Annotated in this window: 19 protein-coding genes; 12 read left to right on the top strand and 7 right to left on the bottom strand. The window is 66.7% G+C overall.

Going from position 1 to position 16,854, the window contains the following annotated elements; all coding sequences use genetic code 11:
• Positions 1-2 precede the first annotated feature (2 nt).
• Positions 3-980, top strand: a complete 978-nt coding sequence (locus tag EYE40_RS13725; RefSeq protein WP_130982489.1) for an SRPBCC family protein — start codon at positions 3-5, stop codon at positions 978-980.
• A 36-nt stretch (positions 981-1,016) separates the two neighbouring features.
• Here the strand turns inward: EYE40_RS13725 and EYE40_RS13720 are convergent, their stop codons facing one another.
• The 3 genes from EYE40_RS13720 to EYE40_RS13710 are packed head-to-tail and all read right to left on the bottom strand — an operon-like array spanning position 1,017 to position 4,197.
• Entirely contained in the window at positions 1,017-1,838 is an 822-nt protein-coding gene (locus EYE40_RS13720) for an SDR family NAD(P)-dependent oxidoreductase (protein WP_130982487.1), read from the bottom strand.
• Positions 1,839-1,879: 41 nt separating this feature from the next.
• Entirely contained in the window at positions 1,880-3,463 is a 1,584-nt protein-coding gene (locus EYE40_RS13715) for a transporter (RefSeq protein WP_130982486.1), read from the bottom strand.
• Positions 3,445-4,197, bottom strand: a complete 753-nt coding sequence (locus EYE40_RS13710) for an ABC transporter ATP-binding protein (RefSeq protein WP_130982484.1) — start codon at positions 4,195-4,197, stop codon at positions 3,445-3,447. Before EYE40_RS13710 ends, EYE40_RS13715 begins: the two co-directional genes overlap by 19 nt.
• A 171-nt stretch (positions 4,198-4,368) precedes the next feature.
• On the opposite strand from EYE40_RS13710, the gene EYE40_RS13705 reads away from it, so the two are divergent.
• Positions 4,369-6,336: an APC family permease gene (locus EYE40_RS13705; protein ID WP_240034822.1), complete on the top strand. Its 1,968-nt coding sequence runs from the start codon at positions 4,369-4,371 to the stop codon at positions 6,334-6,336.
• Here EYE40_RS13705 and EYE40_RS13700 read toward each other — a convergent pair.
• Positions 6,329-6,871, bottom strand: a complete 543-nt coding sequence (locus tag EYE40_RS13700; RefSeq protein ID WP_130982482.1) for a DUF6611 family protein — start codon at positions 6,869-6,871, stop codon at positions 6,329-6,331. The genes EYE40_RS13705 and EYE40_RS13700 overlap by 8 nt on opposite strands.
• On the bottom strand, positions 6,868-7,407 hold the full coding sequence (locus EYE40_RS13695) for a hypothetical protein (RefSeq protein ID WP_130982480.1): 540 nt from the start codon (positions 7,405-7,407) through the stop codon (positions 6,868-6,870). Before EYE40_RS13695 ends, EYE40_RS13700 begins: the two co-directional genes overlap by 4 nt.
• 171 nt (positions 7,408-7,578) lie before the next feature.
• Here EYE40_RS13695 and EYE40_RS13690 point away from each other — a divergent pair, with 171 nt between their 5' ends.
• From EYE40_RS13690 to EYE40_RS13675, 4 genes are all read left to right on the top strand, one after another.
• On the top strand, positions 7,579-8,073 hold the full coding sequence (locus EYE40_RS13690; RefSeq protein WP_130982478.1) for a hypothetical protein: 495 nt from the start codon (positions 7,579-7,581) through the stop codon (positions 8,071-8,073).
• A gap of 14 nt (positions 8,074-8,087) precedes the next feature.
• The gene (gene corA, locus EYE40_RS13685) at positions 8,088-9,104 is read left to right on the top strand and encodes a magnesium/cobalt transporter CorA (RefSeq protein WP_130982477.1); all 1,017 of its coding nucleotides are present in this window, start codon (positions 8,088-8,090) and stop codon (positions 9,102-9,104) included.
• A 101-nt stretch (positions 9,105-9,205) separates the two neighbouring features.
• Entirely contained in the window at positions 9,206-9,751 is a 546-nt protein-coding gene (locus tag EYE40_RS13680) for a PadR family transcriptional regulator (protein ID WP_130982476.1), read from the top strand.
• Between the two features lie 52 nt (positions 9,752-9,803).
• Positions 9,804-11,474: an ABC1 kinase family protein gene (locus EYE40_RS13675; RefSeq protein WP_130982933.1), complete on the top strand. Its 1,671-nt coding sequence runs from the start codon at positions 9,804-9,806 to the stop codon at positions 11,472-11,474.
• Here the strand turns inward: EYE40_RS13675 and EYE40_RS13670 are convergent.
• A complete protein-coding gene (locus EYE40_RS13670) occupies positions 11,471-12,262 on the bottom strand; it encodes an SDR family NAD(P)-dependent oxidoreductase (protein WP_130982474.1) in 792 nt (263 codons plus the stop codon). The two genes, EYE40_RS13675 and EYE40_RS13670, sit on opposite strands and share 4 nt — an antisense overlap.
• Positions 12,263-12,347: 85 nt before the next feature.
• Here EYE40_RS13670 and EYE40_RS13665 point away from each other — a divergent pair, with 85 nt between their 5' ends.
• From EYE40_RS13665 to EYE40_RS13655, 3 genes are read left to right on the top strand one after another with little or no spacing between them, the layout of a single operon-like run.
• Positions 12,348-12,824 (top strand): MarR family winged helix-turn-helix transcriptional regulator, encoded by a 477-nt coding sequence (locus tag EYE40_RS13665; RefSeq protein WP_130982472.1) that lies wholly within the window; start codon positions 12,348-12,350, stop codon positions 12,822-12,824.
• A 28-nt stretch (positions 12,825-12,852) separates the two neighbouring features.
• A complete protein-coding gene (locus EYE40_RS13660) occupies positions 12,853-13,239 on the top strand; it encodes an MmcQ/YjbR family DNA-binding protein (protein WP_130982470.1) in 387 nt (128 codons plus the stop codon).
• Between the two features lie 55 nt (positions 13,240-13,294).
• Positions 13,295-13,963, top strand: coding sequence for a VOC family protein (locus EYE40_RS13655; RefSeq protein WP_130982468.1), 669 nt, complete (start codon positions 13,295-13,297; stop codon positions 13,961-13,963).
• A gap of 1 nt (position 13,964) precedes the next feature.
• Here EYE40_RS13655 and EYE40_RS13650 read toward each other — a convergent pair whose 3' ends face one another.
• On the bottom strand, positions 13,965-14,873 hold the full coding sequence (locus EYE40_RS13650; protein WP_130982467.1) for a DMT family transporter: 909 nt from the start codon (positions 14,871-14,873) through the stop codon (positions 13,965-13,967).
• A gap of 137 nt (positions 14,874-15,010) precedes the next feature.
• Here EYE40_RS13650 and EYE40_RS13645 point away from each other — a divergent pair, with 137 nt between their 5' ends.
• The 3 genes from EYE40_RS13645 (at position 15,011) to EYE40_RS13635 (ending at position 16,854) form a co-directional block, all read left to right on the top strand.
• The gene (locus EYE40_RS13645) at positions 15,011-15,739 is read left to right on the top strand and encodes a VIT1/CCC1 transporter family protein (protein ID WP_130982465.1); all 729 of its coding nucleotides are present in this window, start codon (positions 15,011-15,013) and stop codon (positions 15,737-15,739) included.
• 114 nt (positions 15,740-15,853) lie between these two features.
• Complete coding sequence (locus EYE40_RS13640) at positions 15,854-16,423, top strand: DoxX family protein (protein WP_130982463.1); 570 nt, start codon at positions 15,854-15,856, stop codon at positions 16,421-16,423.
• The gene (locus EYE40_RS13635; RefSeq protein WP_130982462.1) at positions 16,423-16,854 is read left to right on the top strand and encodes a pyridoxamine 5'-phosphate oxidase family protein; all 432 of its coding nucleotides are present in this window, start codon (positions 16,423-16,425) and stop codon (positions 16,852-16,854) included. The genes EYE40_RS13640 and EYE40_RS13635 overlap by 1 nt, the downstream gene beginning before the upstream one ends.

Here is a 16,854-nt window from a genome sequence, read left to right as displayed (position 1 = left end):
TCATGCCCGTCACCTCCGTCGAGAAAGACCTCGACAATCTCACCATCACCATCGTCGCCGACTTCCCCGTGTCGGTGCGCCGGCTCTGGGACGCCTACGCCGACCCCCGCCAGATCGAGCGCTTCTGGGGACCGCCGATTTATCCGGCAACCTTTCTCCGCCACGATGCAGCGGCCGGCGGTCGCAGCGTCTACAAGATGACCGGGCCCGAGGGAGACGAGCATTACGGCTGCTGGGAGTGGACGTCCGTTGACGCACCCAACACGTTCACCGTCGACGACTCGTTTGCCGACGAGAAGGGCAACGCGAACACCGACCTGCCGACCACCCGCATGGACTTCTCGTTCGCCACGACGGATGACGGCAGCCGGCTTACCACGGTGTCCACCTTCGGGTCCCTCGAACAGCTCGAGCAGCTCGTCGAGATGGGCATGCTGGACGGCACCAAGCAGGCCATGGCGCAGATCGATGACGTGCTCGCCGACCTCGCCGCCTTCGCGACCGAGAGGGGCGCTGAGGCGCAGATCCTGAGCGACACGCAGGTACGCGTGGCACGCGTCATACGGGGCAGTGTCGAACAGGTCTGGCACGCCCACAACGACCCCGACCTCATGAAGCAGTGGCTGCTCGGACCCGACGGTTGGACGATGCCGGTGTGCGAGATCGCGACGAAGGTCGGCGACAGCTACCGCTATATGTGGGCACCCGAAGGCGGCGGCGAGGGCTTCGGCTTCACCGGCGAACTGCTCGAGGAGGACGCACCCCATCGCGCCGTCACGACCGAGGCGATGATCGGCATGGACTTCCCGGCGACGCTCAACGAGCTCAGCCTGACCCCGGTCGAGAACGGCACCCTGCTCTCGCTCGTGATCACCTACGCCAACGCCGAGCAGCGCGACGCCATCCTGGCGACCGGGATGACGGACGGCATGGAGACGAGTTACGCCCGGCTCGAGGGGCTGCTCGGCGCGAGCGTGTAGGCACCTTTGGGAGAATGGTCACGCGGCCACTGCACCCTAGGCACCGAAGCGCGGGTCCTTGTGGTAGTCCTCGCGGCGGCGCTTGAGCGCCTCGGCAACCTGGCCCGGCGAGTCATCGCCGACCAGCAGACGCAGTCGTTCGTCTGCTGGGTCGTCGATGTGGGCGAGGATGTCGGCCGCCGCATCCCCGGCACTCGTTCCCCCGCCGGTGCCGCCGTCGTTCGGCCACGGGATCTCCGCCGACCCGAACAGCTGCGTCCGCAGTTCGTCGTAGGCGGGGTTCGGGGTCGCGAAGCGCATGCTCGTCGTCCCCCAGGACGTGTCGACCCCACCGGGCTCGACGATCGTCACGCGGATACCGAAGCCGGCCACCTCGGCCGCGAGCGCCTCGCTGAATCCCTCAAGCCCCCACTTGGCCGCGTTGTAGAGGCCGAGCGTCGGCACGGTTCCGACGGCGCCGACCGTGGAGATCTGCACGATGTGCCCCGAGCCCTGCTCGCGCATTCCGGGCAGCGCAGCCTGCGTGAGCCACAGCGCCCCGAGCAGGTCGGTGTCGAAAATCTCGCGCGCCTCCTGCTCGCTCACCTCCTCGACGGCTCCGACGAGACCGTAGCCGGCATTGTTCACGAGAACGTCGAGTCGACCGAAACGTGAGACCGTGACATCCACAGCCTCGAAAGCTCCGGCCCGGTCGCGCACATCGAGGTTCTGGATGACCAGCCGCTCGTTCCCCGGCAGATCATGCTCGCCCCGCACGGTTGCGACGACGGTGTGGCCGGCGTCCAGCGCGGCGAGGGCGATCGCCCGCCCGAGTCCGCGTGAAGCGCCGCTGATGAGGAAGGTCTTCTGCGAGTCCATCACCCCACGCTAGGGCGGGTCGCTGGCAGATTCCAGAGCGATCAGGCGCGAATGACCCGCAGCCGCGCAAGCACCGACGAACCGGTGCGATCGAGAACGCGGCCGCCGATCACGACTCCGGCCCAGGCGATGCCGAAGCCCAGAACCAGCGCTGCGGCGAGCGCGAGCCAGCCGAGCAGCGGGATGCCGGTGGCGAGTGCCGCGACCCCGAGGGCGATGACGGGAAGCACGAGGGCGACGGTTGCCCCAGACACGACGTACGAGCCGACAATCGACACGGTGGCCGCACCGGGCTGGGCCGCGAACGGATTGCGGCCGGCTCGCGTGACCGGCACAACGATCCACGCCGAAGAGACGCTCACCACGCCGATCGAGACGAGGAGCGTACCGAGCGAGATGCCGAGCAGCGCGGGCAGGTCGCCCGGGCGCCCGATGATCAGGGCGACCGTCACCTGCACCACGATCACGGACGGCCCGGCGATGGCGAGCAGCGCGATCGCTCGGCCGAGCCGGTCGTGGCGGCCGCGCACGCCGGCGGCGAGCTCCGCGGCAAAGGCGGTTCCGTCATAGGAAAGGCCCGCGAACACGGCGAGCGGCAGCAGCGAGGCCACGAAGGGGCCTGCGGCGAAGGCCAGCGCGTCAATGCGGATCAGCCCCCACAGTGTGAGCATCAGCGCCGGCAGCACCGGGATGAGGATGAGCTGCCGCGCCTGCCGCGCGTCACGGAACCAGTAGATGAAGGTTCGGGCGGCCACCGCGCCGGTCGGGGATGACGGGAACCAGCCGAGCGCGCCGAGCCGACCGCCGGCGACCGCGCGAACGGGCGCCTCGCCACGCACACGGAGGTTCGCGCCGAGGGCCAGCCGCCACAGGAGCAGCAGGCCGACCAGCGTGCCGATCGCGATCGCCGAAGCACCAAGTACGCCCGCGCTGTCACCCATCGCAATACGGCCGGGGATCGACCAGACAGCACCAAACGGCGTCCAGCCGAGCACCGTTGCAACCGATCCGAATCCCTCGAGCAGATCGGACCCGCGCACCTTCGCCTCCCCGAGTCGCGCGAGAGCGAACGGGCCGGCGATCACCAGGAGCACCAGCACGGCGGTCACGATTCGTGATGCACCCCGACCGCGCAGCAGCATCCCGGCGACGGATGTCGTGAGGCGGGATCCGACGATGCAGGTAGCGGCACCGAGCAGTCCGGTGATCACGGCGACGAGAGCGGAGACCGGGTACTCGCGCCAGGCCAGGGCGGTGCCGATCGAACCCAGCACGGTAGTGACGCCGGGCACCCAGGCCAGGCCGACAAGGAACATCGCCGTCATGAGCTGCGTCGTGGTGACGGGGAACCGCGCGAGCTTCACCGGCTCGAGGGTGCGGTCGACGCCGTCGAACACCAGCGGCAGCAGCATCCAGCCGAGCACGAGGGCGCTTCCACCGAACACCACAACGGTCTGGGCGGCGATGGGGAGTGCGGTGGACGTGAACAACAGGGCGCCGAGCGCGACCGCCAGGAGACCTGCGCCGAGCATCCCGCCCACAATCACCGCAATGAGTTGCGCGGGGTTGCGTCTCAGCGAGTTGCCGAGCACGCGGAAGCGCAGCCTCAGGAGGACAGCAACCACGCCGGACCCTCCCCGCGACGGCGTCCGCCGACCAGGTCGAGGAAGCGCGTCTCGAGGTCGCCGTCGCCGCGCACCTCGTCGATGGTTCCGGCGACGAGCACGCGCCCGGCCGAGACGATGGCGACGTGGTCGCACATGCGCTGTACCAGGTCCATTGAGTGGCTCGAGACGACGACGGTGCCACCGCCCGCGACGAAGCCGTCGAGGATGTCACGGATGTTCGCGGCCGAGACGGGGTCGACCGACTCGAAGGGCTCGTCGAGCACGAGCAGTCGCGGCGAGTGCACGAGGGCAGAAGCCAGCGCGATCTTCTTGGTCATGCCCGCCGAGTAGTCGGCGACGAGACGGCCGGCCGCAGCCTCGAGGTCGAGCAGCTGCAGCAGGTCGGCTACGCGACCGGCGAGAGTCGCCCGGTCGAGGCCGAAGAGCTGTCCGGAGAAGGTGATGAGCTGCTCGCCGGTCAGCCGGTCGTAGAGGTCGACGCCATCGGCGAGGTTGCCGATCAGGCGCTTGGCTTCGAGCGGCTGCTCCCAGACGTCGATGCCGCCCACCAGGGCGGTTCCGGAATCGGGACGCAGCAGCCCGGTCGCCATCGACAGCGTCGTCGTCTTTCCCGCACCGTTGGGGCCGACCAGCCCGTAGAACGAGCCCGGCGGAACCGCCAGATCCAGTGAGTCGACGGCCGTTGCTCCGCCGAAACGCTTGGTGAGGCCGCGGAGCTCGAGAGCGTTCATGGGGCCACACTACTGCTCTGTCGACGACAGGACGCCGGGGTGAGCGGCTCGAAAATCCTCACGGAATCCTTACGCCCACACGGCTCGGCGATGCCGCGCGCAGGCGTACGATCAGGAGCCATCTGGCTCGCCATCACTTCGGCTCCCGAATTTCGCCCGCAAAAGGAACGCATGTCTGCCCCCACTGATGTCGTCGCCGCCGCTCCCACTACCGACCCGCGGGGCCCCTTCCGGCGCTGGCTGCTGAGCGGCCTGGTCGACAGCAAGGGCCGCCACGAGGGACCCTACGGAGCAGCTCCGGAGAAGGCCCACTCGTGGTGGCGGGTCATGTGCCTCACCGGCGTCGACTACTTCTCGACCCTCGGCTACCAGCCGGCGATCGCTGCAGTTGCAGCCGGACTCCTCTCCCCGATCGCGACGATCGTGCTCGTGCTGCTCACTCTGTTCGGCGCACTCCCCGTCTACCGACGCGTCGCCCGCGAGAGCTTCCGGGGTTCCGGATCCATAGCCATGCTTGAGAAGCTCCTGCCCTGGTGGGCGGGCAAGATCTTCGTCCTGGTGCTGCTCGGCTTCGCGGCGACCGACTTCATGATCACCATCACGCTGTCGGCGGCGGATGCCACGGCGCACGCTATCGAGAACCCCTTCGCCCCGGCGTGGTTCGAAGGCAATCAGGTGATCATCACCCTCGTGCTCGTCACGCTGCTCGCCATCGTATTCCTCAAGGGCTTCCGCGAGGCGATCGGGATCGCCGTCGTACTGGTCGCGGTCTACCTCGCCCTCAATCTCGTCGTGCTCGTGGTCTCGCTCGCGCACGTCGCCGAGAACAGCGTGCTCGTCACCGACTGGTGGGCGGCCCTCAACACCCAACATGGAAACCCGCTCGTTATGGTCGGCATCGCGCTGCTGGTCTTCCCCAAGCTCGCCCTCGGTCTCTCCGGATTCGAGACAGGCGTGGCCGTGATGCCGCAGGTGCGCGGCGATGCGAGCGATACCGAGTCGAAGCCGATCGGGCGTATCCGCGGAACGGGCAGGCTGCTCGCCACGGCCGCAATCATCATGAGCTCCTTCCTCATCACATCGAGCATCGTCACCACCCTGTTGATTCCGCAGAAGGAGTTCCAGTCCGGCGGCGAAGCAAACGGCCGCGCCCTTGCTTACCTCGCCCACGAGTTCCTCGGCGCCGGCTTCGGTACGGCCTACGACATCAGCACGATCTGCATCCTGTGGTTCGCGGGCGCGTCTGCGATGGCCGGTCTGCTCAACCTGGTGCCTCGATACCTGCCCAAGTACGGCATGGCCCCGCAGTGGGCGCGGGCGGTCCGGCCGCTGGTACTGGTGTTCACCGCCATCGCCTTCCTCATCACGATCGTATTCCAGGCCGATGTGGACGCTCAGGGCGGCGCCTACGCGACCGGCGTTCTCGTGCTGATCACGTCCGCCTCGGTCGCCGTCACCCTCTCGGCGCGTCGCAAAAAGCAGCGCAAGCGCACGATCGGGTTCGCCATCATCACCGTGGTCTTCCTCTACACGACTGTGGTCAACGTCATCGAGCGCCCGGACGGCATCCGCATCGCCGGGCTGTTCATCCTCGGCATCCTTGTCATCTCGCTCGTCTCGCGAGTGCGCAGGTCGTTCGAGGTACGCGCCACATCGGTCGCCCTCGACGAACAGGCCCGGGCCTTCGTCAGCGCCGACGCCGAGCGTGGCGTGATCCGCATCATCGCCAATGAACCGGATGACGGCACCGCAGCCGAGTACAAGGCGAAAAATGACGACGAGCGTCGCTACTCGCACATCCCGCGCAATTCGAAGACGATCTTCCTCGAGGTGCACACCACCGACTCTTCAGAATTCGAGGAAGACCTCGTGGTCACCGGCGAGTCAGTTCACGGTTTCCGCGTGCTGAAGGTCTCGAGCGGCAATGTGCCGAGCACAATTGCCGCAGTACTGCTGGAAATCCGGGACGTGTCGGGCGTTGTGCCGTCCGTCTACTTCGAGTGGACGGAGGGCAACCCGATCTCCAACATGCTCAAATTCCTGTTCGTCGGCAATGGCGAGATCGCGCCCGTCACCCGTGAAGTTCTTCGCGAGGCGGAGAGAGACGTCAAGAGGCGTCCCTCGGTGCACGTCAGCTAGCGCCGGCCTTGTCGGCAGCGAGTCCCTCGGCCAGTCGCTCGTACTCGATCGCCCACCGGCGTTGGAATTCCAACTCCGTGATCAGTTCAGCGCGTCGAAGGTGCTCCATCCATCGCAGCGAGTACGCGACATCCCGACGCAGTGACAGATCGCCGAGCACCTCGGTAGTGCCGTTCGCGTCCACCTCGGCGACCACCAACACGAGGGTCGACTGGCGCAGCCGGCGTGCCCGGGCGCGCACCGCCGAGACGATGAAGACACCCGCCGGCACGACCAGCAGGATTCCCAGTGGCGGCACGTCCGGGCGGAGGATCACCGCGAGCAGGAGCGCGACGCCCGCGACCAGCAGCGGGGCATTGCGGTCGAGCGCCAGCAGTCGGCGCTCCGCGGCGGTGGTTCCGGGGGCGTATACCGTGAGTCGGTAGGTGCGCCAGCCGTAACGAACCGGGGAGGTGACCTCGAGGGTTCCCCACCGGCGGCGACGACGCTCCGGTCGGGGAATGTGTTCGGCGAAGCGGTGCGCGAGAGTGCTCATGGGAGCTGGGCAAGCCATGCGGGCACGCTGTGCTCGTCGGCTCGGGACGCCCGTCGCCCGTTCATCGTCGCCGCGGCCGGCCGCGTGGGCGCGGCGAGCAGGTCGCCGATGACGAGGTCGAGCGGAAGGTCGGCCACCGCAGGATTCTCGGAGCGACCAGCGATGAGCACCGTCCCACTGTGCGCCGTGGAAACCCGTCGAATGAGGCGCAACTCGGACCAGACCACCCGGTGCTCGTCGAGAGCTGCGTCGGCCGTGATGACGAGCGCACCGGAAGGATGCGTCGCGATGCCTGTGATCGCCGTCACCAGCACGGATGTCACACTCGTCGGCGAAGGACGACCGGCGGTGCCCGGAATCACTGCCGCCCCCGTGTGCACGCAGGGTGTGCCACAGACGTCGGCCAGGTGGGACAGGGAGACGCCGGCGATCATCACGTCGTGCACCGTCGTCACCGTCGCCTCCGGCCAGAAGTCAGTGCGGAGCGGATCGGGAAGCGTGCGCCTCAAGGACGGGATCATGCGGGTCAGAGTCATGGAACAGGTCTACGCCGAGCAGTCGCAGCGTCCGCATCCCTAACGACATGCTCACGGCGTGACGACGTTGCCTAACGGAATCTTCACGCTCGGGGTGTCCCCCGTAAGCACAGGTGTGTGGATTCCGTTAGGCCCGGCGATCGGTCGCGAATCGGGTGGAAGAGTGAGCGCATGACACCATCGGATCCTCCTCAATCGCTCGCGACACAGAACCCCGTCGAGGCAAGTGAAGCCTGGCCGGCCCACACCGTTATCACCGAGGACGACGTGATCATCGCCGCAGTTTCCCTGGTGCGGCTCGCTGAGATCTGCGGCACCCCGTGCGTGCATAACGATGAGGCACATCCCGCACACCCGCACAGCGAACCGTCGAAGGGCGAACTCGCGTCAGTGGTGGTCGCCGAGGTGCAGTCGGCTGAGTGGCGCAGCGACCTGAGGCTCCACGTGACCATCAACGCCGACCTGAGCGGCTGCTCAACCGACCTCACCGAGACCCGCCTCATCGGACGTCGATCGGGCGCGTACCGGGCATCGGTCGTGCTCGAGTGCGCCACCCCGGGCGCCTTTGGATTCGCCACCGACCTGCCGGCAGACGTCTCGCGAGGCGACCTCATCGTTGTGCCTTGCCAGGGCATTTCACTGCTCCACACTGTCAAGACCAGCTGAACGATCGGAAACTCATGGCTCTCATCGACAACGGCATCTACGTGCAGGGTAAACGCACCGGCAACCCCGACACCCTCGACGAGACGTACGAGCTGATGCGGGAGCGAGACGGCATGGCGTGGATCGGGCTGTATCGTCCGGACCCGGAGGAGATCCGTTCCGTCGCGACCGAGTTCAGCCTGCACCCGCTCGCAGTCGAGGATGCATTAAAAGGGCACCAGCGCGCGAAGCTCGAGCGTTACGGCGACACCCTTTTCATCGTGCTGAGGCCGGCACGCTACCTCGACGCGGAGGAGTCCGTCGAGTTCGGAGAGGTGCACCTCTTCATCGGTCCCGGCTTCGTTGTCACCATCCGTCACGCGGAGAACCCGGACCTCAAATCGATTCGCAAGCGGCTAGAAGCAGAACCCGAGCTGCTCTGCCTTGGCCCGGAAGCGGTTCTCTACGCTGTGCTCGACGATGTGGTCGATGGGTACATCCCGGTCATCGCCGGGCTCGAGAACGACATCGACGAGATTCAGGACCAGCTGTTCGGCAACGACACCCAGGTCTCCCGTCGCATCTTCCAACTGCTGCGCGAGGTGATCGCCTTCCAGCGCGCGGCGGCGCCATTGCGCGACATGCTCGAGTCCCTGCAGAGGGGATCCGACAAGTACAAGGTCGACATCGAGCTGCAGCGTTCACTCCGGGACATCCTCGACCACGCGGTCCGCATAACTGAGCGGACACACTCCTTCCGCTCGCTGCTCGAGAATGCACTCACCGTGCACTCCACACTCGTCAGCCAGAAGCAGAACGAAGAGACGCGCAGGATGTCAGAGGCCGCACTAGCGCAGAACGAGGAAGTCAAGAAGATCTCGTCCTGGGCGGCCATCCTGTTCGCCCCTGCGCTCATCGGCACGATCTACGGCATGAACTTCACCTTCATGCCCGAGTTGGACTGGCCACTCGGCTACCCCATCGCGCTCGCTGCCATGTTCGTGAGTGGGTTCATCCTCTGGCGAGTGTTCAAGAAACGCCGGTGGCTGTGATCGAAAGCTGAACGACTGCCTCCAGTTCCCGGAAACCCGGCAATACGGGCACGCTCCGATATATCGTTGAGCGCAGGCGAACCCACAATCAGGAGGTCATCATGAGCAACCCATTCACGAGCGACTCACGCAAAGGCGACGGCTGGCCCGGCACCGCGGTGTGGGAGGCGATGGAGCAGCTGCGCGGCCAGTTCGAGCAGAAGGCCAGCTCCCGCATGGGACGCGGCGACGTGCGCGCTGCAGTACTCGCGATTCTCGCCGAGCGGCCGATGCACGGTTACCAGATCATGGCCGAGATCGAGGAGCGCAGCGGTGGCGCATGGAAGCCCAGCCCCGGCTCGGTCTACCCGACGCTGCAGCTGCTTGCGGATGAGGGACTGATCCTCGCCGAGGAGTCGAACGGTCGCAAGACGTATTCGCTCACCCCCGAAGGTCGCCTCGTCGCCGACACCGCGGGCTCTGCCCCGTGGGAGACGCAGGAGTCGCGCACGGGTGCCCGCCACGGCGCCCTGCCGAAGGCCGGCATCGACCTCGCCCAGGCTGTCGCGCAGGTCGGTCGCACCGGCAAGCCCGCCCAGGTGAACGAGGCCGTCGCCGTGCTCGACGAAGCTCGACGTAAGCTCTACTCCATCCTCGCCCAGGACTGACCGAGTGCCTCCAGCACGTCGGCAAGGAGAACAATTGACCGACGCCCGGAGCATGCGCGCCCGCTACCGCAGGATCCTGCGGTTTGCGTCGCGCTATCTCGTTCAAACCTGGTGGTACGAGCTGTTCCTGCCTCGCCTCGGGCTGCAGGTTCTCGCCGATCGCACCCGTTCGCGCCGCATGCTGCACATCGCCCGGCGCTTCCGGGTGCTAGCGATCGACCTCGGCGGTCTCATGATCAAGGTGGGGCAGTTCATGTCGTCGCGCCTCGACGTACTGCCGCCCGAAGTCACGAGCGAGCTCGAGGGGCTGCAGGACGAGGTGCCGCCGGTCGCCTTCCCGGCCATCCGAACGCTGGCGGAAGCCGAACTCGGGGTGTCGCTCGAGCGGGCGTTCCCGTTCGTCGATCCGGTGCCGGTAGCCGCGGCATCCCTCGGCCAGGCGCATCGCGCCCGCCTGTCCGAAGCCGACGCCGCCGAGAGCGGCCTGCTCGACGTCATCATCAAGATCCAGCGTCCGGGTATCGACCAGATCGTGGACGTCGACCTTTTGGCGCTTCGCAAGGTCGGCGGCTGGCTGAGCCGGGTGCGACTCGTCTCCGACCGGGTCGACATGCCCGCCCTCGTCGAAGAATTCGCGCACACGAGCCTCGAGGAGATCGACTACCTGCACGAAGCGCAGAACGGCGAACGCTTCGCGCAGAACTTCGCCGGCGACGCCCGCGTCGGTGTGCCCCAGCTGGTCTGGGAGCGCACCACCCGGCGTGTGCTGACGATGCAGGATGTCACTGCCATCAAGTCCAACGACGCCGTCGCCCTGCGCGCGGCCGGCATCGACCCGAGCGAGGTCGCGCACGAGTTCGCCGCGGTGATGTTCGACCAGCTGTTCACGCACGGCTTCTTCCACGCCGACCCGCATCCCGGCAACATCTTCATCACCCCGCTCACCGAGGGCGAACGGAAGTGGCAGTTCACCTTCATCGACTTCGGCATGATGGGCGAAGTGCCAGACGGCCTGCGGCAGGGACTGCGCCAGCTGCTCATCGCCGCGGCGTCGCGCGACGGCCGCGGCATGGTCGACGGCATCCGTCAGGTCGGCGTGCTGCTGCCATCCGCCGACACGACCGAGCTCGAACGCGCCATGACGAAGCTGTTCTCCCGCTTCGGCGGCATGGGCTTCGCCGAGTTGCAGGAGGTCGATCCGCGCGAGTTCCGCGCCTTTGCCAACGAGTTCAGCGATGTGGTGCGAACGCTGCCGTTCCAGTTGCCGGAGAACTTCCTGCTGATCGTGCGCGCGATGTCGCTCACTTCGGGGCTGTGCAGCTCGCTCGATCCGGCCTTCAACATCTGGGATGCCGTGGAGCCGTACTCGGCCCAGCTGATCCGCTCCGAGGGCGGCAACCTCGTGCAGGACGTCGCGAAACAGGTCGTGTCGGTCGCCGGCGTGCTCGCGCGACTCCCCCAGCGTCTCGACGACCTCACAACCCGCGTCGAGGAGGGCCGCGTAGCGGTTCAGACGCCGCGCCTCGACCGGCGCCTCGGCATGCTCGAGCGCACGGGACGCCAGCTCATCTCCGCAGTGCTGTTCGCCGCTCTTCTGATCGGCGGCATTGTGCTTCGCTCCGACGATGCGGTCTTCGGCACAGTGCTCATGTGGCTGTCCGTCATCCCGTTGCTGCACGCCCTGTTCGCCGGCATCGTGGCCCGTCGCGGGCCTCTGCCCTAGAACATTGTCGTGAGAACGCCGCCGTCGGCGCGGAGGGCGGCGCCGTTAGTCGCCGACGACCGCGGGCTTGCGAGGTATAGCGCGAGGTTCGCGATCTCACCCGGCTCGAGGAAGCGCTGCACGAGCGAAGTCTGGTTGCCGGCGGCGATAGCACCCTTGAGGTCGTCGGCGGCCATGCCCTGCGCTGTGGCGATTTGTTCGACGGCTGCCGCGACGCCATCGGAGTAGGTCGGCCCTCCGAGGATCGTGTTGACCGTGACTTCCGTGCCACGGGTCAGCTTCGCGAGGCCGTTGCCGAGCGCGATCAGACCCGCCTTGGTCACGCCGTAGTGCACCATGTCGGCGGGAACGTTCACGCCCGACTCACTCGCGACCATGATCACCCGACCCCAGCCGCGGTTGAGCATGCCGGGCAGCACGTGTCGCGACAGCCGCACCGCGCTCATGAGGTTCACTTCGAGGTAGCGCTGCCAGTCGTCATCCACAATCGCATCGAACGGCGTCACCTCGAACAACCCGACGTTGTTGACCAGGATGTCGACGTCGCCCAGCGCGCCCAGGATCGCCTGCACCTGTGACGGGTCTGCGAAGTCTGCGGCGAGACCCGACACCACTGCTTCGGGATGTCCCAGCCGCAGCCTTGCTACCGCCTCACGCACCCGGGCCTCCGTTCGCCCGTTGATCACCACGTCGACGCCCTCTCCGAGGAGGGCCTCGGCGATCGCGTAGCCGATCCCCTGGGTCGAGCCACTCACAAAGGCGCGCTTGCCGGTCGCTTGCAGGTCCATGACTTCCCTTCGATTTACTTGCTCAGTCACGTGAACGATAGGGCGGTTTACTTGACTGGTCAAGTTAATGGTTTACGCTTGGCGTATGACTGATGCACTGGATGGCGAGGACCTCGCGACCTGGTCGACCCTCGCGACGGTGCTCGAGTGGCTGCCGCCCGCCCTCGACGCGCAGCTGCAGCGCGACGCCGAGCTCACCCATTTCGAGTACGGCATTCTGTTCGCCCTCGCCACTGCCCCCGACCGCACGCTGCGCATGAGCGTGCTCGCCGGTTTCGCCAACAGTTCCCTGTCCCGTCTGTCGCGCGCGGTGCTTCGGTTAGAGAAGCGCGGTTGGGTGGCCCGAACCCCCGATCCGTCCGACGGCCGATCAACCCTGGCCGCGCTCACCGAGTCCGGATTGGAGCGCTACGAGCTGGCGAGTCCGGGGCACGCCGAGACCGTTCGCCGCCTCGTGCTCGATACCCTCACCCGGGCACAGGCGCGCCAGCTGCGCGAAATCTCGCGACGCATCAGCTCCGCCATTCGCGATGAAGAGGGCTGGCAGCCTCCCCTCCCCTGAGTCGCAGGTCGGGCGTACCCTGTGTGGCATGGCGACGTGGGATGACGTGAGCAGGCTCGCCCTCTCCCTGCCCCGCGTGGTCGAGGGATCGGACACCAATGGCCTCAAGTGGGAGATCAGCCGCAGGTACTTCGCATACGAGCGGCCCGTGCGCAGGCGCGACCTGGAGGAACTCGGCGACGCGATGCCCACCGGCGACCTGCTCGGCGTGCTCGTACCCGACCTCGCGGACAAGCTCGGGCTCATCGGCAGCGATCCCGAGGTGTTCTTCACCATGCCGCGCTACGCCGAGTATCCTGCAGTGCTCGTAATTCTCGACAGGGTGAGCCTTGACCAGTTGAACGAGGTGCTCATCGAGGCGTGGCTCTGCCGGGCGCCCAAGCGACTCGCGGCCGAGTACCTGGCCGGCCGGTAAGCCCTTTCCAACGTCGGCGGGTGCTACTAACGTCGCCTCACAACGGGAGGATGACATGGACGACGAATCGCAGTATCCGCAGATCCAGCCGCTGGAGTTTCACGCCAGCCCGGGAGTCGAAGACTGGCGCGTGCTGTTCTGGGGCGCGCAGGCCTTCTACTCGACCACCTCGTTTGTGCAGGGTGCCGAGTTCGTCTCAGCCATCGCCGAGATCTCGACGCGCATCGGTCACAACCCCGACGTCGACCTGCGTGCGGAGGGTGTCACCGTGCGCACCGCCTCCCAGCGCAATGGCGCGCTCAGCCACAAGGACGCCGAGCTCGCCGCCGCCATCAGCGAAGCGGCCCACGGGCTGGGCTTGGAGGCCGACCCGAGCAGGCTTATGTTCATCGGCATCGCCATCGCGCAGGACACCGACGTCGACACTCGCCCCTTCTGGGAGGCGATCACCGGCTACGACCGCCTGCTCGATGAGGACCTGATCGACCCACTCCGTCGTGGGCCGCACCTGTGGTTCCACGAACTGAACTCCCCGAGGCCGGGTCGCGGGCGCACGCACATCGACGTGTCCGTGCCGGCCGACCAGGCCGAGAAGCGGGTGCAGGCAGCCGTGGCGGCGGGCGGGCGCATCGTCAACGACACGTACGCCCCCAAGTGGTGGACTCTCGCCTCCCCCGACAATCACGGGGTCGACGTGGCGGGCTGGGCCGACTCGCAGGCCTGAGCTACTCCAACCGCGCGGATGCCTCTTCCGGTCCGGCCACGGGCACGACTTCGCGTTGGTGACGCGTGACCAGGTAGGAACCCGAGAGCACCAGCACGAACCCGATGATCGTCCACACGGTGATGCGCTCATTCAGCACGACCACCCCCGCAAGAATGGCGACGGCCGGATTGACGTAGGTGATGGCCGTCGTCCTGACCGGCCCGATCTCGGAGATGAGGGCGATCATGAGCACAAAGGCGAGGGCGCTGCAGATCACGGCCAGCACGACGATCGCGACGATGACCTCGGTCGACGGCATCGCGGTCGGCCATGCGCCCGTCAGCAGTACGACCGGCACGTAGAAGATCGCGGCCCCGGCGAGGGATACCGCCACGACCCCGACTCCGGGGAGGTCGGGCATGTACCGCGAGAGGATCGCCGGACCGAGCGCGTAACCGATGACCACAATGGCCATCTCGAGCACGCTGGGGAGGTCGGACCCGCCGACATCGAGGCCGACGAGGGCAGCGACCCCGATCATCCCGATCACGATGCCGAGCCAGTTGAGACCCGACAGCTTTGCGGGCCGACCCATGAAGAAAGCGATCGCGACACCGGCGAGCGGAACGGCGGCGAGCAGCAGCCCGGCCGTCGAGCTGGGCAGGTTGCGTTCGGCCGAACTCAGGAAGTACCACGGCACCACGATCTCGATGATCGTGTACGCGAGCATCGGCTTCCAGCGCTTGATCACGACCCAGACCTCGCGACGATAGAACGCGAGAGGCAGCAAAAGGATGGCCGCGAGTCCCGAGCGCGCCAGCACCACCATGGCCGGCTCAAGCTCCGCCACGGCGATCTTGATGAACAGGTACGGGATGCCCCAGGCCAGCCCGAGGGCGGCGAAGAGGAGGAGGGCGCGGCGATTCACGCTCTCATTGTGGCCTCGTGCACCGACACCTGGTCAGGTGCGGCAGGTACTCGTCGAAGAGTGGCTGAAACCCGTCAGTTGCCCATCGACGCGACGCAACTTAGGACATTCCATGTCGAAGTGGTTGGCTGGGCCCCATGACCGCAGCACCCAGGCCCGCGTCCCACGCGAACGAATCGCACGATTCCGGTCTCGCCGGACGACTCAACTGGCTTCGCGCCGGGGTTCTCGGTGCGAATGACGGCATTGTCTCGGTTGCCGCCATCGTCGTAGGTGTGGCAGGAGCGACGTCGACCCTTGGTCCGATCGTCACGGCGGGCACGGCCGGCCTCGTGGGCGGTGCAATCTCCATGGCCCTGGGGGAATACGTCTCGGTGAGCAGCCAGCGAGACAGCCAGCGCGCGCTGATCGCGATGGAGCGCCGCGAACTCGTCGACCAGCCGGAGGAGGAACTCGTCGAGCTCGCCCAGCTCTACGAAGCGAAAGGGCTCTCCCGAGAAACAGCGAGGGCGGTCGCCACAGAGTTGACGGCTCACGACGCTTTGAGCGCACACCTCGAGGCTGAGCTTGGAATCAGTGAAACCGATGTCGTGAGCGCATGGCAGGCGGCAGGCGCGTCAGCAGCGGCATTCCTCATCGGGGCAGCTCTTCCGATGCTCGCAATCCTTCTTCCCCCCGCAGATGTGCGGATTCCGGTCACGTTCGCGGCCGTGCTACTGGCGCTCGCCGTCACGGGAGCGACGAGCGCCCGTATCGGTGGAAGCCCCGTTATGCGCTCGACCTTCCGTGTGGTCGTGGGTGGCGGAATCGCACTAGCGGCGACATTCCTGGCCGGTTCGCTCCTCGGAAACACCGTCATCTCATGATGCTGAAGGCGCAGGACCTTCGGCCCTAACGGCAATCCCCTTGTGGCATCACCCTTGCATCATCGATCATCCGGCTCCCGCCGGGCCGTGGTCGCCCAAGGAAATGAGTTTCTGATGACCGCAACATTTGCCACAACGTCCATGCCGATAACGGCCGCCGCCGCTATCGTCCGACCACGCACCGAGACCGCGTCGCGCTACACTCTCGCCACGCTCCGTCTCGCCACCGGCTTCATCTTCCTGTGGGCTTTCCTCGACAAGACTTTCGGTCTCGGCTTCTCGACGCCCATCGAGCGCGCCTGGATCAACGGCGGCACACCCAGCCAGGGCTTCCTCATGAGCGAGGCGGTCACGGGGCCCCTCAAGGGCTTCTTCGCGAGCATCGCGAGTCCCCTGACCGATGTGCTGTTTATGGCAGGGATGCTGGGCATCGGCCTCGCGGTCATGCTCGGAGTGGGTCTGCGCATCAGTGCGATTGCGGGCACGGTGATCATGGTGCTGATGTATCTCGCCGAATGGCCCTTCACGGCTTACGCGTCATCCACCAACCCTCTCGTCGACTACCACCTGATCTACGCGCTCGCACTCATCGTGGTGGCTGCGACAGCCGCCGGTGACACCTGGGGGCTCGGAAAGATCTGGAAGACCCTTCCCGTAGTGCGCACGCAGAACTGGCTTCGCTGATGCAGGTCAGTGCCGCCAACACCGAGCTGCTGTCGGAGGCGGAGTGCTGGAACAACCTGCATTCCGTCGGGCTCGGCCGGCTCGCAACCGGCGCCAAGGGGATGGTCGACATTTTTCCTGTCAACTATCTCGTGCACGACGGGGCGATCCTATTCCGCTCCGCCCCCGGCACGAAGCTCGTCAATCTCACCGCAGCCCCGGCCGTGGCCTTTGAGGCTGACGGATTCGACGGGAGGTGGCACTGGAGCGTTGTGATCCACGGCAGGGCGACGCGTCTCTCCGAAGAGGCCGACATCGTCGAATCCGGAGTAATGAAGCTCGTGTCGTGGAGCTCGGCGCCGAAATACAACTACGTTCGCATCACTCCGACGGACATCACGGGAATCCGGATCGACCGTTTCGTCTTTCCCCGCACGAGTCTTGCCGGGTGA

This window comes from Glaciihabitans arcticus, assembly GCF_004310685.1.
In the GTDB taxonomy this organism is placed as follows: Bacteria; Actinomycetota; Actinomycetes; order Actinomycetales; family Microbacteriaceae; genus Conyzicola; species Conyzicola arctica.
This window is presented reverse-complemented; position numbering and strand designations above follow the sequence as displayed.